We start from the raw sequence: 19,921 nt of genomic DNA, 5'->3' as shown, positions 1-19,921 counted from the left end.
GGGCGGGTCAGACGGGGAGCGGGGCGGCGGGGGCCACGAGCGCCCCGTCGATGTCGTGCCGCTCCAGCGCGTCGGCGACGAACCCGCTCGCCTTCATCTCCTCCACGAACGACGCCAGCACCTCCTGCGCCGCCGTACCCCGGGCGGCCGGGATGCCCATGGCCTGCTGGATCACCATGAAGCGCCCCGGCAGCACCCGTACGCCGGGAGCGCGCCGGGCCTCGCCCTCCAGCAACTGGCGGATCCCGGCGGCCACTTCGACCTCACCCTCCCGCAGGGCGGCGAGCGCCGCGGGTGCGCCTGGCAGCTGCACGATCTCGGCGTGCTCGATCGCCCGGGTGAGGAAGAGGTCGTAGGCGCTGCCCGAGCCGACCGAGATACGGGTCCCCTCGACGTCCACCTCCCCGTTGCCGGCCAGGCCGGACGACTCGCCTACGAGATAGCTGCCCTCGATCAGTACATAGGGAGCAGTGAACAGCAGCCCCTCGCTCCGCGCCGGGTCCACGGCGAAGAAGCCGAGGTCCGCCTGCTCCGCCTTCACCGCCTCCACCGAGGCGGCCGCCTTCTCGAAGACCACGAGCTCGACGGGCACCCCGAGCCGCCGCCCGAACGCGTACGCGAGGTCGACCGACACCCCCACAGGGTCGCCGCCCGCCGGGTTCCGGTTGGCCAGGATCGGGTTGCCGAGATTGATGGACGCGCGCAGCGTGCCGTCGGGCGCGAACGCGGGAACAAGGGCCGGAGCTATCTGCTGCTGGGTCATGCGGGCGAGTCTACGAGCCCGGTGCCGGGCGACGACGGGGCCCGGAAACCCCGCCGACCAGGCCCGTGACCGGCTCCGTAAGGCTTTACGCACCACCGCCCCGAAGGCCTTACGCACCCACCGTCCCACCTCCGTACGGCCTCACGCGCCCACCGTCCCGTCCACCCCTTCGCGCAGCAGGTCCGCGTGCCCGTTGTGGCGGCCGTACTCCAGAAGGACGTGCACCATGACCATCCGGAGCGACACCTCCTCGTCCCACCGGGGCTGGTAGCCCACCAGATCCAGGGAGCCGGCCTCCCGCTCGATGCGCCGAGAGGTCTCGACCTCGGCCTCCCACGCGGTGAACGCCTCCGCCCGGGTCGACGTGCTCGCGTCGTACGCCGCCTGGAAGTCGACCTTCTCCGACCAGACCATCGGGGCGTCCCGGTCCTCGAACGTCCGTCGGAACCAAGCTCGTTCCACCTCCGCCATATGACGGACCAGGCCGAGCAGCGACAGAGCCGACGGCTCCATCGACTTCTCGCGCAGTTGCTCGTCGGTCAGCCCCTCGCACTTCATGGCGAGGGTCGCCCGGTGGTAGTCGAGGAAGGCCCGGAGGGTCTCGCGCTCGCTGCCGAGGGACGGGGGTCCCACTCGGTGATCATCGGTCATGGCCGCATCCCTCATTCCGCTGTACCGGCGGTCAGTATCCCCAACCCCTGCCTCCGGTCGTCAGGCCAGCCCCCCCGCCTCCGGTCATCAGGCCAGCCCCCCTGCCTCCGGTCGTCAGGCCAGCCCCCCCCGCCTCCGGCCGTCAGGCCAGCCGCACCTTCACCGTCTGCGTGGCCCCGCGCGTCCCCGAGAGATCGCCGAACACCAGCCGCAGCGACGTCCCGGTGGTCGCCGACGTCACGGTCGACGGCTTCGAGACGACGGAGGCGACGGCCCTGTTCCAGGTGAAGGTCAGGCTCGTCCGCATCCGCATGGGGTCGCTGACGCAGAGCGTGGCCGTGCCGTCCGGGTGCTCGGTGACCATGACGGAGCAGGGGGCGTCCGCGCTGAGCGGCCCGACGCTTCCGCCGAACCAGAAGTTGACGGCGGTCAGCCCGAGCGAAGGCACCGAAACCCCTTGCTGGTCATCGGTGTTGGCGAGCACCCGCAGCCAGCCGGTGTCGGCGGCCCGGGCGGCGGTCCGCTGCTCGGAGGCGCCGGGCAGCAGCTGATAGGCGTACGAGGCGTCCGCCGGGTTCTGGCCGTGGTCGACCCAGAGGGTGAGATAGGTGCGGGTCAGCGTCTCCGTGGAGCCCCCGGAGTTGATGTCGCGCCACCGGCCGGACCGGTTCTCGCGCAGCGCCTTGACGGTCGCCCTGCCCGGGAAGACATAGCCACCGTGCCCGCCGAGATGGACCCAGGAGGCGTCGGTCAGGGTCGCCGACCACGGGCGGGTGACGGGTTTCGCCGAGCCGTCGACGGTGAAGGGCGCGTTCCCCGTCGGACCCAGATTGCGGTTGTCCACCGTGGTCTCCACCGCCGCGCCGTCCTGGCAGCGGATACCCGCGCCCAGACAGACCACCGTGTCGTCCAGGAAGAACCACGACTTCTTCGCCAGCAGCGTGCTGGACAGCCCCTTGAGGTACTGCCCCACCGCCGCCCGCTTCTTGTCGGTGACCCCGCCCACCCAGTTCACATCCGGGAGCGCCACGCCCCAGTCGCCGCCCGCCCCGTCGGCCAGCGGCGTGCGCGAGGCGGTGGTGCCGGGGAGGCGGTACGGGTCGACGGTGGGCCAGAACGCGTCGCTGTACTGGCCGTTGGCGAAGGTGTCGCCCCACCAGTAGAGCATCCCGGAGCCGGTGTGCCAGCCGCGCAGGTTCTCGCCGTTGCCACTCTCGTAGTACGTGATCCGTTTGTCGGCCATGGAGAGCGCGGCGGCCCAGCCGGGGCGGCGGTGGGTGGCCCGGGCCATGTCGGGGAAGAGGCGGTGGCCCTCCGGTTCGGGGAGCGGGGTGAGCGAGGTGTCGTCCAGGACGGACTTGAGGCGGGAGAGGGCGGTGAGGTTGAGGGAGGGGTTGCTCAGCGGCGGGCTGTAGTAGTCGCGCTGCGCCCACCCCTTGACGAGCGAGCGCCACCGGGCGTTCTCGGCGGCCGATGCGCCCCGCCCGAGCAGCACGATGGAGGCGAGGATGGGGTGGCCGCGCCGGTGGTCGTCGACCTCGCCGCGGCTGATCGCGCGGCCCGCGACGGAGTCCATGACGAGGCCGTTGTAGAGGAACGGCGCCCAGGCGTTCTCCACCGCGTCGAACACCACCTGCCGCTTCGGGTCGGTCACCTCCCACGTCGTCCCCTTGAGCAGGGCGAACAGCAGCCCGAGCCCACCGAGCATCACCGACCCGTAGCTGCCGGTATAGGGCACGGTGGTGTGCTGGATGAACGAGCCGTCGGCGTAGAGCCCGTCGCCCTTGCCGACCAGCGGGAAGACGGGGGAGAGGGCGTCCCGGGCGAGCGCGATCTTGGCCGCCGTCCCGCCGACGACCCCGCGCAGGGCCAGCACCCGGCACAGGTCGACGCGGTTCGCCCCGGTGCTCGTGCCCGTGTACGAGGCCACGGCGGAGTCCGGTACGAAGTGGTCGACGGCCGCGCAGTAGCGCCCGAGCTGCGCCGGGGTGAGGGCGTCGTACATCAGTACGCACACGTCCAGCAGGGCCTGGGGCGCGCCGATCTGCCAGCTGTACCAGTTCCCGTACCGGGTCTGCCCGGCCTTGTAGACCTGGCTGTTGAGGTGTTCGAGGCCGGTGACGATCGCGTCGCGCAGGCCGGTGTTCCCCGTCAGCCCGGTGCCCGGCTGCCGGTAGGCCTGGGCCATCGTGTTGAGGCGGAGGAAGCTGTCGGCCATCTTCGCCGAGTAGCCGTACGACTCGGGGTCGGTGTCCGGGTCGGGGTCCGCGTACACGGCGTCCGGCCACAGCGCCCCGTTCGCCGGAGCCATGGTGTCCAGCCACGACCGGGCCTGGGTGCCGAGCGCGGCCAGCCGGCTCCTGAAGGGTTCGGCGGTCGGACTGAACCCCTCGCCGAGGATCAGGGCGCTCCAGGTGGCGCGCAGAGCGGCGTAAGGATCGTCGTCCGCCGCGGTGGCGGTGCGGGGCGCGGCCAGCACCAAGGCGCTGCCGCCGGCGGCGGTGAGCACGGCGGAGGTGGCGAGGAACGTACGGCGGGACCAGGCAGATGTCATGGGGGAGCTCCGGGCTGGATCCGACTGTTCTGAGCGGGCAGGCACTTTCTAACAGCCGTCCGGCGATCCGCTCAACAACTCTGACTGAATTGATCGTGTCGATCGGTTCGGTGGGGGTGTACAGCGCTGACTCGGGCGCATGGCCGTGCTGGCGCCCGGCAGAGGCAAAGCCGACGGTGGGATCGTTTCGAGCGGATGTGATCGATATGGTTGAGGGGTGCCGTCACAGCCGTCCCGGATGACCGACGAGAGACCAAGGGGATCCATGCGACTCCATGTCGACCAGCGCCACGAGCGGGTGCTCCAGCTCGTCCACGAACGAGGCAGCCTCCGTGTCGCCGAACTCGCCGAGGAGCTCGGCATGTCCGCGGTCACCCTGCGCCGGGACGTCGAGACGCTCGCGGCCCAGGGGCTGGTGGAGCGGCTGCACGGCGCGGTGGTCCGGCCCTCCGGGACGCCCGGGCCTGCCCCCGCCGCCGTGCCCTCCGTCGAGGGTCTGGTGGTGGGCATGGTCGTGCCCACCACCGAGTACTACTACGCGGACGTCGTGCGCGGTGCCCGGGAAGCGGTGGAGGCGGCGGGCGCGCGCCTGACGATCGGGCTCTCCCGGTACCTCCCCGACGAGGACGAGGCCCAGGCCCGCCGCCTGCTCTCCACCGGCGCCGACGGCCTCCTCCTGACGCCCAGCTGGGAGCGGGGCCACCCGGAGCCGGGCGAGGGGCTGTGGGTGGCGGGGCAGGAGACCCCGGTCGTGCTGGTGGAGCGCTGGGCCCCGCTCGGCCACCCGGTGGCGGGGCTCGACCGGGTGCGCTCGGACCACGCCCACGGCGCCGCGGAGGCGGTCGCGCACCTGGCCGGACTCGGCCACCGGTCCATCGCGCTCGCCGTGCAGGAAAGCCCCACCGCCCCCCGGCTCAGGGCCGGTTACGCGGCCGCCGTGGCAGCCCTCGGGCTGAGCCCGGTCGCCGCCTCGCCGCTTCAGGACGTGCCGTCCCGCTCGGAGACCGACCGTTTCGAGCGGACGCTGGAGTACCTCAGTGAGGGGGTGGCGGGCGGCGACGTCACCGCCGCGATCGTGCACAGCGACGCGGACGCGATCGTGCTCATCCCGCGCCTCCAGGCCCGGGGCGTGCGGGTCCCGGAGGACCTCGCGGTGATCGCGTACGACGACGAGGTGGCGAGCCTGGCCGACCTGCCGCTCACCGCCGTGGCGCCGGACAAGCACGCGGTCGGCGCGGCGGCGGCGAGGCTCCTGCTCTCCCGGCTGGGCGTGTCCGACGAGGGCCCGACCGCCCGCCGCCACCTCGACATCCTGCCCACGCTGCGCGTCCGGGTCTCCTGCGGGGCGGCCGCCGCCGGCGCCTGACCTGACGCACCCCAGCCGTACCCCGGGTCAACAGGCCCTGCGGGTACGGCTTTTCGTCTGCCCGGACGCACCACACAGGCGGGCCGCCCGCACATCGCCATATGATCGATTCGATTGAATTGGTCATTTGCTCTTGACGGTGATCGGTTCTGCGCAAAATGATGTGTGCCGTTCGCCTCATCTCCCGCAGTTCGAGGTCCCGTAGGAGCCGGTCCATGCCTTGTACGCACCGCACCACCCGCCTCGCCCTCGTGGCGTCCGCCGCCTCACTGGCCCTGCTCACCACCGCCTGCGGAGGCGGCTCGGGCTCGGACGCCTCGGACCCCGGCGACGGCAAGCCCGCCACGCTCACCTTCTGGTCGGCCACCGCGGGCGCCAAGGAGACGGCCGAGGCGTTCAACAAGACGCACCCCGGCATCAAGGTGAAGTTCTCGCTCGTCCCGGCGGGCCCCGAGGGCGTCACCAAGCTCTCCAACGCGGTCAAGGGCGGCAACGCCCCCGACATCGCCACCATGGACTACTCCGCCCTCCCCGAGTACGCCAGCGAGGGCAACCTGGAGGACCTCACCCCGAGCTCCGGCGAGCTGGTGAAGAAGGAGTTCCCCGAGGCGGTGCAGTCGCTGGTCAACCTCGGCGGCTCCACCTGGGCCGTTCCCTTCGACGTGACGCCCATCCAGCTCTACTACCGCAAGGACCTCTTCAAGAAGTACGGAGTCGAGGTCCCCAAGACCTGGGCGGAGTACCGCACGGCCGCGGAGAAGATCCACCAGGGCGACCCGGACCTCACCATCACCAACTTCGGCGGCGGCGACCCGGCCCTCCTCTCCGGCCTCGCCTGGCAGGCCGGCGCCCAGTGGTACGGCACCAAGGACGACGCCTGGAAGGTGAACATCGACGAGCCGGCGTCCCGGAAGGTCGCCGCCTACTGGGACGGCCTCCTCAAGGACGGCCTCGCCTCGAAGACCCCGCTCTGGGGCGAGGGCGAGACCAAGGAGCGCGCCACCGGCAAGGTCGCCACCATCATCGGCGCCGCCTGGAGCGCGGGGAACTTCCCCGTCAGCTACCCCGACAGCAAGGGCAAGTGGGCCATAGCCCCGCTCCCGACCTGGGACGGCACACCGAGCACCGGCATGTACGGCGGCACCTCCTACATCGTCCCCAAGGGCAGCAAGCACACCGAGGCGGCGGCCGAGTTCATCAAGTGGGTCACCACCGACCCGAAGGCCATGACCGCACGCCTCTCCTCCCTCAAGACCCCTAGCAGCGCCCTGCCCGCCAACGAGTCCATGCGGGCCGCCGCGGCCAAGGAGTTCGACAGCTCCTACTTCGGCGACCAGGACGTCTACCGGCTCGCCGGTGAGGCCGCCGGCACCATCGTGCCCGGCTGGACCTGGGGCCCGGTCCAGCAGCAGGTCACCTCGGCGCAGATGGCCGCGGGCGGGGACCACACCAAGATGCTGAGCGCCGGACAGGCGAAGGGCGAGAGCGCGGTCACGGACCGCGGCCTGAAGCTCGCCCGGTAGCCCGGTAGCCCGGTAGCCCGGTAGCCCGGTAGCCCGGTAGCCCGGACCGGCGCCCGGCCGGCGGGGCGCGACGGAGTTCGGCAGCCAGGAGACTCCGCCGCCCCGCCCCGCTCCACCGCCCCGCCCCGGCCGCCCGCATCTCCCCTCCCCACTCATCCTGCCGAAGGAGCACCAGTGGCAGCCCCCCTCACCCGGCCGGTCACGACCCCACCACCCCGCCGGGCTGCCCCGCCGTCGGGCGGCCCCGTCGCGCCGAAGAGCCCCGGCGACCCGGGCGCGCGGCGCGGACAGCGCCGGGCCGTGGCCCTGTTCATGGTGCCGTTCTTCGCCCTGTTCACCGCCGTCACCGTCCTGCCGATGTTCTACGCGGCCTGGATGAGCCTCTTCCGCGAGGAGTCCTCCGGCCTCGGATTCGGCGGCACCGAACGGGTCTTCGCCGGATTCGGCAACTTCACCGAGGCCCTCGGCAACGAAGCCTTCCTCCGCTCCTTCGGCCACATCGCCTTCTACTGCGTCCTCTACATCCCCGCCATGGTCGGCGGCGCGCTCATCCTCGCCCTGCTCGTCGACTCCGCGATGGCTCGGGCCCGCCGCTTCTTCCAGATCGCCTACTTCCTGCCGCACGCGGTGCCCGGGCTGATCGCCTCGCTCATCTGGCTCTACCTCTACACGCCGGGCCTCAGCCCGGTCACCGACGGCCTCGACGCCCTCGGCGCGAACTGGAACTTCTTCGGCCAGGACGAGGCGATCTACTCCGTCGTCAACATCTCCGCCTGGCAGTGGACCGGCTACAACATGATCATCTTCTATGCCGGGCTCCAGGCAGTCCCGCGCGAGGTCCTGGAGGCCGCGACCGTCGACGGCTCCGGTGCCCTGCGCACCGCCCTCCAGGTCAAGCTCCCGATGATCCGGCCCACCGTCGTGCTGACCCTGCTCTTCACCTGTGTCGGCGCCATCCAGCTCTTCGACGCCCCCAAACTCGTCCAGCTCCGGGCCAACACCATGGGCGAGGACTGGTCGCCGACCATGTTCATCTACACCGCGGCCTTCAAGGGCCACGACTACGGCCTGGCCGCCGCGAGTTCCCTGATCCTCGCCCTCGTCGCCGGCCTGCTGTCCTTCGTCGTCACCAAGCTCGGCAACCGGTGGAAGGCCTCATGAGCACCCAGACAGCCACCCCCGACGCACCACCCGCGCCCGTACCCGCCCGCCGGCCCTCCCCGCCCCGGCGCCCGCCACGTACCGGCGGACTCACCTCGAAGGTCGCGGTCAACGCCGTCCTGGCAGTCGTCGCCGTCTACACCCTGATGCCGCTGACCTGGCTGCTCATCGCCGCCACCAAGAACTACCGCGACCTGTTCGCCACCAACCCGTTCAGCCTCGGCGACTTCCACCTCCTGTCCAACCTGGAGGCCCTGTTCGCGTACAACGACGGGCTGTACGGCCGCTGGCTGCTCAACAGCCTCCTCTACACGCTGGTCGCGGCCGTCCTCTCCACCCTGGTCTCCGTCGCCTGCGGCTACGCCTTCGACAAGTACGTCTTCCGGGGCAAGGAGAAGCTGTTCGGTGTCGTCCTCGTCGGCGTCCTGATCCCCTCCACCGTCGTCCAGCTCCCGCTGTACCTGATGGCCTCGGAGCTCGGCCTCGTCGACACCTACTGGGCCGTGCTCATCCCGAGCCTCGTCAACCCGTTCGGCGTCTACCTGGCCCGCGTCTTCTCCGAGGGGTACGTACCCGGCGAGGTCCTGGAAGCCGCGCGGGTCGACGGAGCGGGGGAGCTCAAGACCTTCACGAAGGTCGCCCTTCCCATGCTCGCGCCCGGCTTCGTCACCATCTTCCTGTTCTCGTTCACCGCCAACTGGAACAACTTCTACGGCGCGCTGATGATGCTCAACGACGAGCGGCTCTACCCCGTCAACCTGGGCCTGTTCATGTGGAACCAGAACGTCTACCAGCAGCCGGAGCTGTACCCCCTGGTCATCATCGGCTCCCTGGTCGCCGTCGTCCCGCTGATCGTCGCCTTCCTCTGCCTGCAGCGCTTCTGGCGCTCGGGCCTCACCGCAGGAGCCGTCAAGTGAGCCGCCCCGCCCCCTCCTCCAGCCGGCCGCGCCCCCGCCCCCGTACCGTCCTGGCGATGAGCGGGGAGACCCGTGACGCGATCCTCCGCCCGGAGGCACTGGAGCGCCTCGCGCAGGTCGCCGACGTCCAACCGGCCCTGCTCGTCACCGACTTCGGCGCCGACGACCCGGCACAGCGCACGGCACTCCAGCACGCCGAGGCCCTCTTCACCGGCTGGGGCTGCCCGCCCCTGACCGCCGACGCCCTGAGCGCCATGCCCCGCCTGCGGACCGTCGTGCACGCGGCGGGCTCGGTGAAGCACCACATCACCCAGGACGTCTGGGACCGGGGTATCACCGTCTCCACGGCCGCCACCGCCAATTCCCTCCCGGTCGCGGAGTACACGGTGGCGGCGATCCTCTTCGCCAACAAGCACGTTCTGGAGAGCGCCCGCGTCTACCGGGAGGCGAGGAGCCGGGTCAACCTCCTGCGAGAGTTCCCCTCCATCGGCAACTACCGCCGTACGGTGGGGATCGTCGGCGCCTCCCGTATCGGCCGGCGCGTCGCCGAACTGCTGCGCCCCTTCGACCTGCGCCTCCTGGTGCACGACCCGTATCTGGACGAGGAGGGCGCGCGGGCTCTCGGCGCGGAACTGACCTATCTGGACGCGCTCGTCGCGCAGAGCGACGTGGTCACCCTCCACGCCCCCGAACTCCCGCAGACCCGGCACCTGTTCGACGCCGGACGCCTCGCGCTGATGCGGGACGGCGCGACCCTCGTCAACACGGCACGCGGTTCGCTGGTCGACACCGACGCGCTGGTCAAGGAGCTGGTCACCGGCCGGCTGAACGCCGTACTCGACCACACGGAACCCGAAGTGCTGCCCCCGGACTCGCCGTTGTACGACCTACCGAACGTGCTGCTCACCCCGCACATCGCCGGCTCCCAGGGCGGTGAGCTCCACCGGCTGGCCGACGCGGCGGTCGACGAGCTCGAACGGTACGCCCACGGGCTGCCGTTCGCCCACGCGGTGGACCCGAGCACCCTGCACCAGCAGGCCTGACCCCTCAAGGACGGCACTCCATGCCCCGTGCCCGCCGTGTGCTCGTCGTCGGCATCGACGGCGTACGCCTCGACACCCTCGCCCGTGTCCCCACCCCCCACCTCGATACGGTCGCGGACTCCGGATTCCTGGCCCCCGTGACGGTCGCCGAGTCCACCCCCACGATGTCCGGCCCGTGCTGGGCGACCATCGTCACCGGCGTCCGGGTCACCAAACACGCCGTGTGGTCCAACGACTTCACCGGCCACCGCCTCGGCGTCTTCCCGGACTTCACCACCCGCCTGGCCCGCCAGGACGGCCGCCGCACCTATGTCGCGGCGGCCTGGGAACCGCTGGTCACCGTGGCCGACGGCGGGCCGATGTTCCGCCGCCCCACCCGGCTCACCCACCACGCACCGGCCGCCGACACCCCGCAGGCCTGGGAGGACGCCGACGAGGCCACCGTGCGCGACGCCGTCACCGTCCTGACCCACGAAGACCCCGAGGCCTCCTTCGTCTACCTCGGCGCCCCCGACGAGACCGCCCACCACCTCGGCTGCGGACCGGCGTACGAGGAGTCCATCGCGTCGGCCGACCGCCGCCTGGGCCGCCTCCTCACCGCCCTGCGCGCCCGCCCGACGTACGCCGACGAGGCCTGGACCGTCCTCGTCGTCACCGACCACGGGCACCGGGACGAGGGCGGCCACGGCGGTGCGAGCGAGGCCGAACGCACGGCATGGCTGGCCTGCGCGGGCCCGGACATCACGGCGGGCGCCCGCCCGCTGCGCCCGGTCCGGCACGAGGACGTCGCGGCCCAGGTGTACGCCGCGCTCGACCGGACCCCCGACGCGCACTGGACCCTCGACGGCACCGCCGTACCGACCGTGCCGCAGGCCGTCCTCCTCGACATGGACGGCACGTTGGTGGACACCGAACCCCTGTGGCTCGCCGCCGCCCGCGAGGTCGCCGCCGCCCACGGCCACACCCTGACCGACGAGGAGGGTGCCGGCGTCCTCGGCCGCACCTGCGCCGACACGGCGGCCTACCTGGCGACGCTGAGCCCAGGGGCCGTGAGTGAACGGGTCCTGGAATCCGACCTGGAGGACACGTTCCTCACGGCGGTCGAGAAGGGGGTACGGCTACGCCCCGGCGCCCGCGAGCTGCTGGACCGCTTGGCCGACGGGAACATCCCCGCCGCCCTGGTCTCGGCCTCCCCGCGCCGGGTCGTGGACGCGGTGCTCAAGACGCTGGGCGCCGAGGTGTTCCGTACGACGGTGGCGGACGGCGAGACGGACCGCTCCAAGCCCCACCCGGACCCGTACCTCGAAGCGGCGGCCCGCCTCCACCTCCCGCCCGCCGCCTGCCTGGTCGTCGAGGACAGCCCCACCGGCATCGCGGCGGCCGAGGCGGCGGGCTGCCGGGTGGTGGCCGTGCCCTCCGCGACCCCGGTCAGCGCGGTCCCGGGCCGCAGAGTGCTGGAGAGCCTTGCGCACCTCACGGTCTTCTAGGCGGTTGCCTGCGCCGCGGGCGCGGGCAGCACGGAGATCAGCCGGTTCACCGCCCGCGCCATCGCGTCCCGCCCCGGCGCGAGGTACGCGCGCGGATCGACGCCCCGCTCGTCCTGCGCGAGGCGCTCCCGTATCGCTCCGGTCATCGCGATGTTCAGCGCGGTGCCGATGTTGACTTTGGCGATCCCTCCGGCGACCGCCCGCGCCAGCTCGTCGTCCGAAGCGCCCGACGAACCGTGCAGCACCAACGGCACCGGCACCACGTCGCGGAGCCGGGCCAGCAGGCCGTGGTCGATGCGGGCGTCCCGCGAGGTCATGGCATGGGAGGTGCCGACCGCCACCGCCAGCGCGTCGACCCCGGTGGCGGCGACGAAGGCGAGCGCCTCCTCCGGGTCCGTACGGGCGCCGGGCGCATGCGCGTCCAGCGCAGCCTCCCCGTTCTTGCCGCCGACCTGCCCGAGCTCGGCCTCCAGCCAGAGCCCTTCCCCGTGCGCCCAGGCGACGGCGGCGCGGGTGGCCGCCAGGTTCTCCGCGTACGGCAGCCGGGCGGCGTCGAACATCGCCGAGCTGAACCCGCACTCCGCGGCCTGGCGCAGCAGCTCGGGGGAGTGGACGTGGTCGAGGTGGAGGGCGACCGGAACCGCGGCCGCCCGGGCGCTCTCGTGTGCGGCGCGGGCCAATGGCCGCAGCCGGCCGCCATGGTACTTGACCGCGTTCTCGCTGATCTGGAGGATCACCGGCGACCCCGCGGCCTCCGCTCCCTCCACGATCGCTTCCGCGTGCTCCAGGGTGATGACGTTGAACGCGGCGACCGCACCGTGCCGGGCTGCGGCGTCGGCGATCAGCTCGCCGGTGGCGGCGATGGGCATGGCAACTCCGGGGTGAGGGGCCGTCAGGCCGTGCTGAGGATGACCGAGCGCGTCAGGTGGCGCGGCCGGTCCGGATCGAGGCCGCGGGCCTGAGCGATCGCCAGCGCGAGCCGCTGCACCCGGACCAGCTCCGCCAGCGGGTCGAGCCCGCCGGCCACCCACCGGGCGCCGGTCGCGTGGACCTCGTCGGACAGCCCGGCCGGTGCGTCGCCGAGCATCCAGGTGGCGGTGGAACGGGTGGAGATGCTGATCGGGCCGTGCCGGTACTCCATCGCCGGATACGCCTCGCTCCAGGACAGCGCCGCCTCCCGCATCTTCAGCGCCCCCTCGTTGGCGAGCCCCACACTCCAGCCCCGCCCGAGGAAGGTGAACTGGGTGCACTCCACCAGACCGGCCGGCAGCGGCTCGGCGAGCGCGACCTGGGCGTCCTCCACCACCGCGTCGGTGTGCAGGCCCAGGTGGGCGCGGAGCAGGGTCAGCGCCGAGGTCGCGAACCGCGTCTGCACGACCGACCGCTCGTCGGCGAAGTCGAGGACCACGGTGTCGTCGGCCATCGTCGCCATGGGGGAGTCGGGATCCCCGATGATCACGGTCCGCCGCGTCCCCTTGGCCTGGGTGAGCAGGCCGAGCACTTCGGTCGTGGTGCCGGAGCGGCTCAGCGCCACGATCCGGTCGTAGCGGCGGCCGGCCGGGAACTCCGACGCGGCGAAGGCGTCGGTCTCGCCCTGGCCACTGCCCTCCCGGAGGGCCGCGTAGGCCTGGGCCATGAAGTACGAGGTGCCGCAGCCGACGACGGCGATGCGCTCGCCGGAAGCGGGGAGCTGCCCCGCGAGTCCGCCGGCCATTCCCGCCGCCCGCCGCCAGCACTCGGGCTGACTGGCCAACTCCCGTGCCACATGCGTCATCTGATCTCCCCATGCCCTGTGGATGCTCGAAGCTGCATATTAGGCCCGCGTTTCGAGCATTATCAAGCAGTGCGGGCTGCGGGCATGCGCGACAGGAACGGAAACGCCCCCCGGTGCGGACCGGGGGGCGTGACGCCGGGAAGGGGAACGGGTGGGGGGAACGGAGGGGGGAAGGGGGGGGCGGCAGTGATCAGCGCAGTGCCGAGGGCAGTGCCTCCCGATGGATGATGCCCAGCCGCTGGGTGGCCCGGGTCAGCGCCACGTACAGGTCGCTCGTGCCGTACCGGCCGGGCTCCACGACCAGCACATGGTCGAACTCCAGCCCCTTGGCCTGCCGCGGGTCGAGCAGCACCACCGGGCGGGTGAGGTCGGGCTCGGCCCCGGCGGTGACCTCCTCCAGCGGCGCGGCGATCTCCTCGTGCAGCGCGCGCGGAGCGATCACCGCGAGGCGCCCTTCCTCGGGCGTCAGCTCGTCGACAGCCTTCGCCACCGCGCCCGCCAGATCCTCCCCGGCGTCCCGCACCCACGGCTCCTCGCCGGTGGACCGCACCGAACCGGGCGCCACGAAGGAGGGGTTCCGCTCCCGTACGACGCGGGCGGCCAGCTCCATGATCTCGGCGGGCGTACGGTAGTTGACGCCGAGCGTCACATGCTCGAAGCGGTCACCGACGTACGGCTGAAGGATCTTCTCCCATGAGCCGACGCCGGCCTCCTCCGAGGTCTGGGCCGGGTCGCCGACCAGCGTCAGCGAACGGGTCGGCGAGCGCCGCATCAGCAGCCGCCACGCCATCGGCGACAGCTCCTGCGCCTCGTCCACGATGATGTGCCCGAACGCCCACGTACGGTCGCCCGCCGCCCGCTCGGCCGCGCTGCGGTGGTCGGCCTCCTCGTGCCGCTCCGCCATGCGCTCGGCGTCGATGATGTCGTGGGCGGCGAGGACTTCGGACTCCTCGTCCTCGAACTCGTACGTCTCCGACCCCCGCGACAGCTCCAACAGCCCCTGCGCGTAAGCGATCCGCTCCTGCCGCTCGGCCTCGGCGGCGGCCCGCGCGGCGCTGTCGTCGGCCCCGAGCAGCTCGGCCGCCTCGTCGAGCAGGGGCACGTCCGCCGGGGTCCACGCCCCGCTGCCGGGGGCCCGCCGCAGGGCGTCGGCGTCCGCGTCGCCCACGTACACCGGCTCGGCCAGATATCCGGCGAGGAACTCCTCCGGAGCCAGCTCGGGCCACAGCGACTCGATGGCCTCGTGGACCTCCCCGCTCATCGCGACGGCCTTGCCGAGATGCGCGATGTCGTCCGGCCCGAGGAAGTTGGGCCCGCCGTACGGGTCGGCGCCGATGCGCTCGGTGAGCTGCGCGGTGAGGGCGTCGATGATCCGGAACGCGAAGTGCGGCCGGGCGAGGTTGTGCGGCAGCAGGGTGTCCCGGGCCGCCTGCCGGGCCTCGTACGCGATCTCCCAGTCCAGGACGAGATCCCCGTCGTCGTGCGGGATGACCAACGGCGCCCCGGGCTCGGGCAGTTGCTGGCGGTCACGTACGGCGAGGGCGAGCGCCTCCGCCATCTGCGCGCCACCCTTGACGGCGGCCGCGCGGGGAGTGTCCGTGCCGGTGGCGTGGACGCCGGGGAAGAGTTCGGCCTGGGTGGCGAGCAGGACGCCGGTCTCACCGAGGGCGGGCAGCACCTCCGCGATGTACCTCAGAAAGGCCGGGTTGGGGCCCACGATCAGCACGGCCCGCTTGGCCAGCACCTCGCGGTGCTCGTACAGGAGGAAGGCGGCCCGGTGCAGTGCGACCGCCGTCTTGCCCGTACCGGGCCCGCCCTCGACGACGAGGACACCGCGGTGCGGGGCGCGGATGATGCGGTCCTGCTCCGCCTGGATGGTCCGCACGATGTCACCCATACGGCCGGTGCGGGCGGAATTCAGCGCGGACAGCAGCACGGCGTCGCCGTTGGGGTCCTCGAAACCCGTGCGGTCGTCGTCCCCGAGGTCCAGGATCTCGTCGTGGAGCTCGGTGACCGTACGCCCCTCGGACGTGATGTGCCGACGCCGCCGCAGCCCCATCGGCACGTGTCCGGTGGCCAGATAGAAAGGCCGGGCGACCGGCGCGCGCCAGTCGATGAGAAGAGGCGTGCGCTCGCTGTCGTCCTCACGGATCCCGATACGCCCGATATGGTGCGCGGTGCCGTCGGAAAGGTCGATGCGCCCGAAACACAGTGAGCCGTCCACCGCGTCGAGCGCGGCGAGAAGCCCCGACCGCTCCGTGACGAGCACATCCCGCTCCAGCTTGGCCTGGAGACCGGTCCCGACCGGCGTCAGCGCCTCCGCGACATGCCGGGCCGTGACCCCGCGCAGCTCGTCGACGCGCGTATGGACACGGTCGACGAATTCCTGCTCTTCCCGCAATTCGACGGCTTCCCGGTTTGACAAAACGGCTCCCTGACGGATATAGTTCTTCTTATGAGGCCTCCGCGTGGGGCCTTTCTGCATGAACACAGAAGAATCAAATATACGCGGCGAAAACCCCGGTGCGCAATTGCGCACCGGGGTTTTTTTGTGGCGAGGAGGCCCGCTCGGTTCGCCGGGAGGGGGAGTGCGGCCGTCCAGGTGTATTGCCCGTGGCATGTGCGTGTCCGCCCGGTCGCCGCGCCCCACCTGCGTAATGGTTTGGGCTCCGCACCATCCGTTACGCAGTTGCTGAGAAGGAGCACCCATGCTTCGTCGTATCGCCGTCACTCTTGCGACCGTCGCCGCGGCCGGCCTCATGGCGGCCACGCCCGCCGTTGCCGACGAGTGGGAGGGCGGCAAGGCCGGCGCCGAATACGGGGCCGTCGAAGGACACCGCGGCACCGCCGAGTACACCAACCTCGGTGGCCCGTACGGCATCACCCACGCCACGGAGAGCCGCGAGCACATCGCGGCGGAGCACGGCTACTTCTACGCCCAGTACCTGCAGGGCCGCCGCTGACCCCCGGCTACGACACGCTGATCGTCCAGCGCTGAACAGGGCCCGCCCCTCCCGGGGGCGGGCCCTGTCCGTGTCGCCGGTCCGCCGACGGCTCAGAACCCGCCGAGGTCCGAACTCAGCCAGCGCTGGGGCCGCATGTGGATGACCACCTGATCACCGTGCTCCCGCCAGGCGAAGTCGACATAGCCGTCGACCTTCTCCGCGGGCAGATAGCGGGACGAGATCTCCACCAACTGCTCACGGGTGGCGGGGAGCGTCGCGACGACGGGGCCCTCGACGGACACATAGCGGACGGTCGGTTCGACCCGGTCCACCATCAGGGAGAACCGGCCCGCCCCGGCGATCAGCCGGCCCTTCCGGGAGTCGCGGCCCGTCATGATCCAGAGGTCGCCGCCGGGTGCGTACTGATACCAGATGGGCACGGTGAGCGGGGCGCGCCCCTCCTCCGCCGCGTCCACGGCCAGCGCGGCGACATGAGGTTCGGCCAGGAACTGTTCGCGTTCGTCACGGGTCAGAGCCGCAGGTGTTTCCTCCATCGTGCGGATGTCCTGCGCCCAGAATGCCGCCCTCCGCGACCGGCGGCCGGTCAGACACCCTGGCCCGCGCGGAGATCCTCCACCGCGGCCCTGGCCGCCGCCCCGATCACGGCGTCCGCGCGCGGGAGCTTCCGGTCGGCACGGGCGGCCTGGGTGAAGACCACGGCCGTGTAGACGCTGCCGTCCCCGAGCTCCACCACCCCCGCCTCGTGGCGCATCGAGCCGAACGTGCCGGTCTTCCCGTGGACGGTCACGTCGTCGTACGGGAACCCGGAGGCCAGGCGGTGCGTCCACGGCTGGGTGAGCATCGCCGCGCGCATGAAGGAGCAGCTCTCGGGGGAGGCGGCCTCGTCCGTCCAGATGGCCCGGAGCAGCCGGGCGGTCTCGGCCGGTGTGGAGGACGCCTTGTACGCGGGGTCGTAGACGTCCGGCGGTACGACGGTGTCGTTGTCCGCGACATGGGCCATGGCCGCGTCCAGGGAACCGGTGCCCGTATCGGCGAGCAGCCGGTCGAACGTACCGACGACCCCTCCGTGGATCCGGGTGCGCGGCAGACCGAGATCGGCGCACACCGCGTCGACGACGTCGGCGCCGACCGTACGCAGCACGGCGTGCGCCGCCGTGTTGTCGGAGACGCTCATCATCTGCACCACCAGGTCGCGCAGCGATATCGTGACCGGGTCGCGCAGGATGGACAGGCCCGTGGGGCCGGGGACGCGGTCGGCGGCCTCCAGCGTGAGCCGGTGGCGTGGGTCGACCCGTCCCGCGTCGGCCAGCCGGCAGAAAGCCGCCATGAGCACGACCTTGTAGACGGAGCCCATCGGCACCTGCTCGTCCGGGTCGACGACCACGCGGGCCGAGGGGCGGTGCAGGTCCGCCACATGCAGCCAGCCCCGGACGCCGGCGTCGTCGAACAGGGAGCGGATGGTCCGCTCCACCCCGCCGCCGCGCCGGGGGCCGGTCACCGTGCCGCCTGACGGGCGAGGACGTCCTCCAGCAGCCGGGCCGTCCCGGCCTGATCCCCGGAACCGGAACGCCGGGGGTTCCAGACCACCCGCAGCCGCAGGGGGAGCGGTGGGTCGGTCGCCTCCCGCCGCTCGACCCGGGAGGCCGTCAGCGCTTCGTCCGCCGTGACCAGGACGGCCTGGCCCGCCGCCACCAGCGCCAGCCCGGCCCGCTCGTCGGTGACCACCACCGTCTCCACCCGGCGGCCCCGGCTCGCCAGCGTGTCGACGAACAGGTCATGGGCGGCGGGCGCCTCGCCACGGGGGCGTACCGCGACGGGCAGCCGCCGTGGCCACGCACCCGCAGACGTATCACCGGACTCCGCCGGACGGGCCGGGGTGAGGATCCAGGTCGGCAGCAGGATCACCTGCCCGGCGGCCAGGCCGTGCAGGACGGAGGGGTGCCGGACCACCGCGAGGTCCAGGCGGCCTGACGCCACATCGGAGAGCAGGGTGGCGGTGGGCGCCGTTACCGTGCCGATGCGGGCCCGGTCACCCGCCCGGACCGGGGCGGCCGCCACATCGGCCGCCAGCGGTGCCGGCACCTCGGGGGCCAGTCCCAGCCGCAGCCGGCGGCCGTCCGCGTGTTCGCGGGCACCGGTCTCCCGGAGCTCCGCCAGGGCGGCCAGAGCGCGCCGCGCGTGCGGCAGCAACAGGGCACCCTCCTCGGTGAGGAACACCCCGCGGTCCCGCTCGAACAGCCGGACGCCGAGCAGCGCCTCCAGCCGGCGCAGCCCCTGGGAGAGAGGCGGCTGTGTGATCCCCACCCGCCCGGCGGCGGCACCGAAATGCTCCTCCTCCGCCAACGCGACGAAGATTTCCAGGTGCCGTTCCGTCAGCACTCCCACTCCCTGGCATGCGGCGATATGGCCGATGAATCACTCCGATGCCGAGATCGTATTCGACATGCGGACCGGCCGCGGGTTTGACTCCGCTGAGGCCGACGCCGCGGCCCGAGCCTCGCGCCCACCGCCGAGAAGGCTTCACGACCACCCGCCGAGAGAGAGGTATTCCGCCGTGCCCTCCCGTACGCACGCCCACGTCTCACGCCGCTCCGCACTCGCCGCGCTGACCGGTGCCGCCCTGCTCCCGCTCACCGGCTGTTCGACCGCCGGACCGGACACCGCCACCGACGGGAGGAGCGGGCCGAGCCCCTCCGGCCGCAGGCCTGCGCCGTCGGCCTCGGCCCTGCCCCGCACCAACCGCGCCTTCGCCGAACTGGAGCGGACGTTCGACGCCCGGCTGGGCGTGTACGCGGTCGACACGGGCGACGGACGGACCATCGCCCACCGCCCCGACGAACGGTTCGCCTACGCCTCCACCTGCAAGGCCCTCCTCGCCGGTGCCGTACTCGCCAGGAAGACCCTTCCGCAGATGGAGCGCTTGGTGCGCTACGGCCAGGAGGAGATCATCAGCAACTCGCCCATCACCGAGAAGCATGTCGCCACCGGCATGACGCTGCGGGAACTGTGCGACGCCACCATCCGGTACAGCGACAACGCCGCCGCCAACCTCCTCTTCCGTGAACTGGGCGGCCCCCGTGGCCTCCAGGACGCCCTGCGCGGACTCGGGGACCGCGTCACCCGCTGCGACCGCTACGAAGTCGCCCTCAGCGACGCCACCCCCGGCGACCTCCGGGACACCAGCACATCCCGCGCCCTGGCCACCGATCTGCGGGCGTACACCCTCGGGTCCGCCCTCCCCGCCGAGAAGCGGGCCCTCCTCATCGACTGGCTGAAGCGCAACACCACCGGCGACCACACCATCCGCGCGGGCACGCCCAACGGCTGGGAGGTCGGCGACAAGACCGGCACCGGCGGCTACGGGACCCGCAACGACATCGCCGTCGTCTGGCCCCCGGGCGGCGCCGCCCCGATCGCTCTCGCCGTCCTCTCCCGGCGCGACACCAAGAACGCCGAGACCGACGACGCCCTGATCGCCGGGGCCGCCGAGGTGGCCCTCGGCGCGTTCGCCTGAGCGGTCGGGGCTCTACGACACGGGCAGCTCCGGGTGGCGGCCAAGGCACGGGCAAATCCCGGTGGCGGCCGAGCGGCAGGACGTACCGGAGCGGCTGGCCCAGGTCGTCGAGCCCGAAGATCTCGCGCGCGGAAGTTCGGTGCCGCCTCGGAGACTTGCGGGAAGCGAATCCGCCCTTCCGGAGCCCCGCAATCCGGATCCT

17 protein-coding genes are annotated in these 19,921 nt (G+C 72.3%); 8 read left to right on the top strand and 9 right to left on the bottom strand.

Going from position 1 to position 19,921, the window contains the following annotated elements; translation table 11 throughout:
- Positions 1-7: 7 nt before the first annotated feature.
- From ACFWRT_RS03410 to ACFWRT_RS03400, 3 genes are all read right to left on the bottom strand, one after another.
- The gene (locus ACFWRT_RS03410) at positions 8-763 is read right to left on the bottom strand and encodes a transporter substrate-binding domain-containing protein (RefSeq protein WP_380952777.1); all 756 of its coding nucleotides are present in this window, start codon (positions 761-763) and stop codon (positions 8-10) included.
- 141 nt (positions 764-904) lie between these two features.
- Positions 905-1,414, bottom strand: coding sequence for a DinB family protein (locus ACFWRT_RS03405; protein ID WP_380952775.1), 510 nt, complete (start codon positions 1,412-1,414; stop codon positions 905-907).
- Between the two features lie 142 nt (positions 1,415-1,556).
- Entirely contained in the window at positions 1,557-3,968 is a 2,412-nt protein-coding gene (locus ACFWRT_RS03400) for a polysaccharide lyase 8 family protein (RefSeq protein ID WP_380952774.1), read from the bottom strand.
- Positions 3,969-4,233: 265 nt separating this feature from the next.
- Between ACFWRT_RS03400 and ACFWRT_RS03395 the strand changes: the two genes are divergently transcribed.
- The 6 genes from ACFWRT_RS03395 to ACFWRT_RS03370 all read left to right on the top strand — a co-directional run bounded on the left by ACFWRT_RS03395 (position 4,234) and on the right by ACFWRT_RS03370 (position 11,465).
- Positions 4,234-5,334, top strand: coding sequence for a substrate-binding domain-containing protein (locus tag ACFWRT_RS03395; RefSeq protein ID WP_380952773.1), 1,101 nt, complete (start codon positions 4,234-4,236; stop codon positions 5,332-5,334).
- A 215-nt stretch (positions 5,335-5,549) separates the two neighbouring features.
- Positions 5,550-6,857 carry an ABC transporter substrate-binding protein gene (locus ACFWRT_RS03390; protein WP_380952771.1) on the top strand — a complete coding sequence of 436 codons (1,308 nt, stop codon included), beginning with the start codon at positions 5,550-5,552 and terminating at the stop codon, positions 6,855-6,857.
- A 174-nt stretch (positions 6,858-7,031) separates the two neighbouring features.
- On the top strand, positions 7,032-8,018 hold the full coding sequence (locus ACFWRT_RS03385; protein WP_380952770.1) for a carbohydrate ABC transporter permease: 987 nt from the start codon (positions 7,032-7,034) through the stop codon (positions 8,016-8,018).
- Positions 8,015-8,935: a carbohydrate ABC transporter permease gene (locus tag ACFWRT_RS03380; RefSeq protein ID WP_380952769.1), complete on the top strand. Its 921-nt coding sequence runs from the start codon at positions 8,015-8,017 to the stop codon at positions 8,933-8,935. The genes ACFWRT_RS03385 and ACFWRT_RS03380 overlap by 4 nt, the downstream gene beginning before the upstream one ends.
- A gap of 56 nt (positions 8,936-8,991) precedes the next feature.
- On the top strand, positions 8,992-9,978 hold the full coding sequence (locus ACFWRT_RS03375; RefSeq protein WP_380952830.1) for a hydroxyacid dehydrogenase: 987 nt from the start codon (positions 8,992-8,994) through the stop codon (positions 9,976-9,978).
- 20 nt (positions 9,979-9,998) lie between these two features.
- Positions 9,999-11,465 (top strand): HAD-IA family hydrolase, encoded by a 1,467-nt coding sequence (locus ACFWRT_RS03370; protein ID WP_380952768.1) that lies wholly within the window; start codon positions 9,999-10,001, stop codon positions 11,463-11,465.
- Here the strand turns inward: ACFWRT_RS03370 and ACFWRT_RS03365 are convergent.
- The 3 genes from ACFWRT_RS03365 to ACFWRT_RS03355 form a co-directional block, all read right to left on the bottom strand.
- Positions 11,462-12,334: a class II fructose-bisphosphate aldolase gene (locus tag ACFWRT_RS03365; RefSeq protein WP_380952767.1), complete on the bottom strand. Its 873-nt coding sequence runs from the start codon at positions 12,332-12,334 to the stop codon at positions 11,462-11,464. The two genes, ACFWRT_RS03370 and ACFWRT_RS03365, sit on opposite strands and share 4 nt — an antisense overlap.
- 23 nt (positions 12,335-12,357) lie before the next feature.
- Positions 12,358-13,239, bottom strand: coding sequence for an SIS domain-containing protein (locus ACFWRT_RS03360; RefSeq protein WP_380952766.1), 882 nt, complete (start codon positions 13,237-13,239; stop codon positions 12,358-12,360).
- Positions 13,240-13,429: 190 nt separating this feature from the next.
- Complete coding sequence (locus ACFWRT_RS03355; protein ID WP_380952829.1) at positions 13,430-15,640, bottom strand: HelD family protein; 2,211 nt, start codon at positions 15,638-15,640, stop codon at positions 13,430-13,432.
- 307 nt (positions 15,641-15,947) lie between these two features.
- On the opposite strand from ACFWRT_RS03355, the gene ACFWRT_RS03350 reads away from it, so the two are divergent.
- Positions 15,948-16,202 carry a hypothetical protein gene (locus tag ACFWRT_RS03350; protein ID WP_018512755.1) on the top strand — a complete coding sequence of 85 codons (255 nt, stop codon included), beginning with the start codon at positions 15,948-15,950 and terminating at the stop codon, positions 16,200-16,202.
- A 92-nt stretch (positions 16,203-16,294) separates the two neighbouring features.
- Here the strand turns inward: ACFWRT_RS03350 and ACFWRT_RS03345 are convergent, their stop codons facing one another.
- The 3 genes from ACFWRT_RS03345 to ACFWRT_RS03335 are packed head-to-tail and all read right to left on the bottom strand — an operon-like array spanning position 16,295 to position 18,584.
- A complete protein-coding gene (locus ACFWRT_RS03345) occupies positions 16,295-16,738 on the bottom strand; it encodes a pyridoxamine 5'-phosphate oxidase family protein (protein WP_380952764.1) in 444 nt (147 codons plus the stop codon).
- Between the two features lie 50 nt (positions 16,739-16,788).
- A complete protein-coding gene (locus ACFWRT_RS03340) occupies positions 16,789-17,703 on the bottom strand; it encodes a serine hydrolase (RefSeq protein WP_380952762.1) in 915 nt (304 codons plus the stop codon).
- On the bottom strand, positions 17,700-18,584 hold the full coding sequence (locus ACFWRT_RS03335; RefSeq protein ID WP_380952760.1) for a LysR family transcriptional regulator: 885 nt from the start codon (positions 18,582-18,584) through the stop codon (positions 17,700-17,702). The genes ACFWRT_RS03340 and ACFWRT_RS03335 overlap by 4 nt, the downstream gene beginning before the upstream one ends.
- A 175-nt stretch (positions 18,585-18,759) precedes the next feature.
- Here ACFWRT_RS03335 and bla point away from each other — a divergent pair, with 175 nt between their 5' ends.
- Positions 18,760-19,719 (top strand): class A beta-lactamase, encoded by a 960-nt coding sequence (bla, locus tag ACFWRT_RS03330; protein ID WP_380952759.1) that lies wholly within the window; start codon positions 18,760-18,762, stop codon positions 19,717-19,719.
- The last annotated feature ends 202 nt before the right edge of the window (positions 19,720-19,921 follow it).

It is taken from the genome of Streptomyces cyaneofuscatus (genome assembly GCF_042718795.1).
GTDB classification, from domain to species: domain Bacteria; phylum Actinomycetota; class Actinomycetes; order Streptomycetales; family Streptomycetaceae; genus Streptomyces; species Streptomyces cyaneofuscatus_A.
Note: the sequence above shows the minus strand (reverse complement) of the source record. Positions and strands in the feature narration are given on the sequence as shown.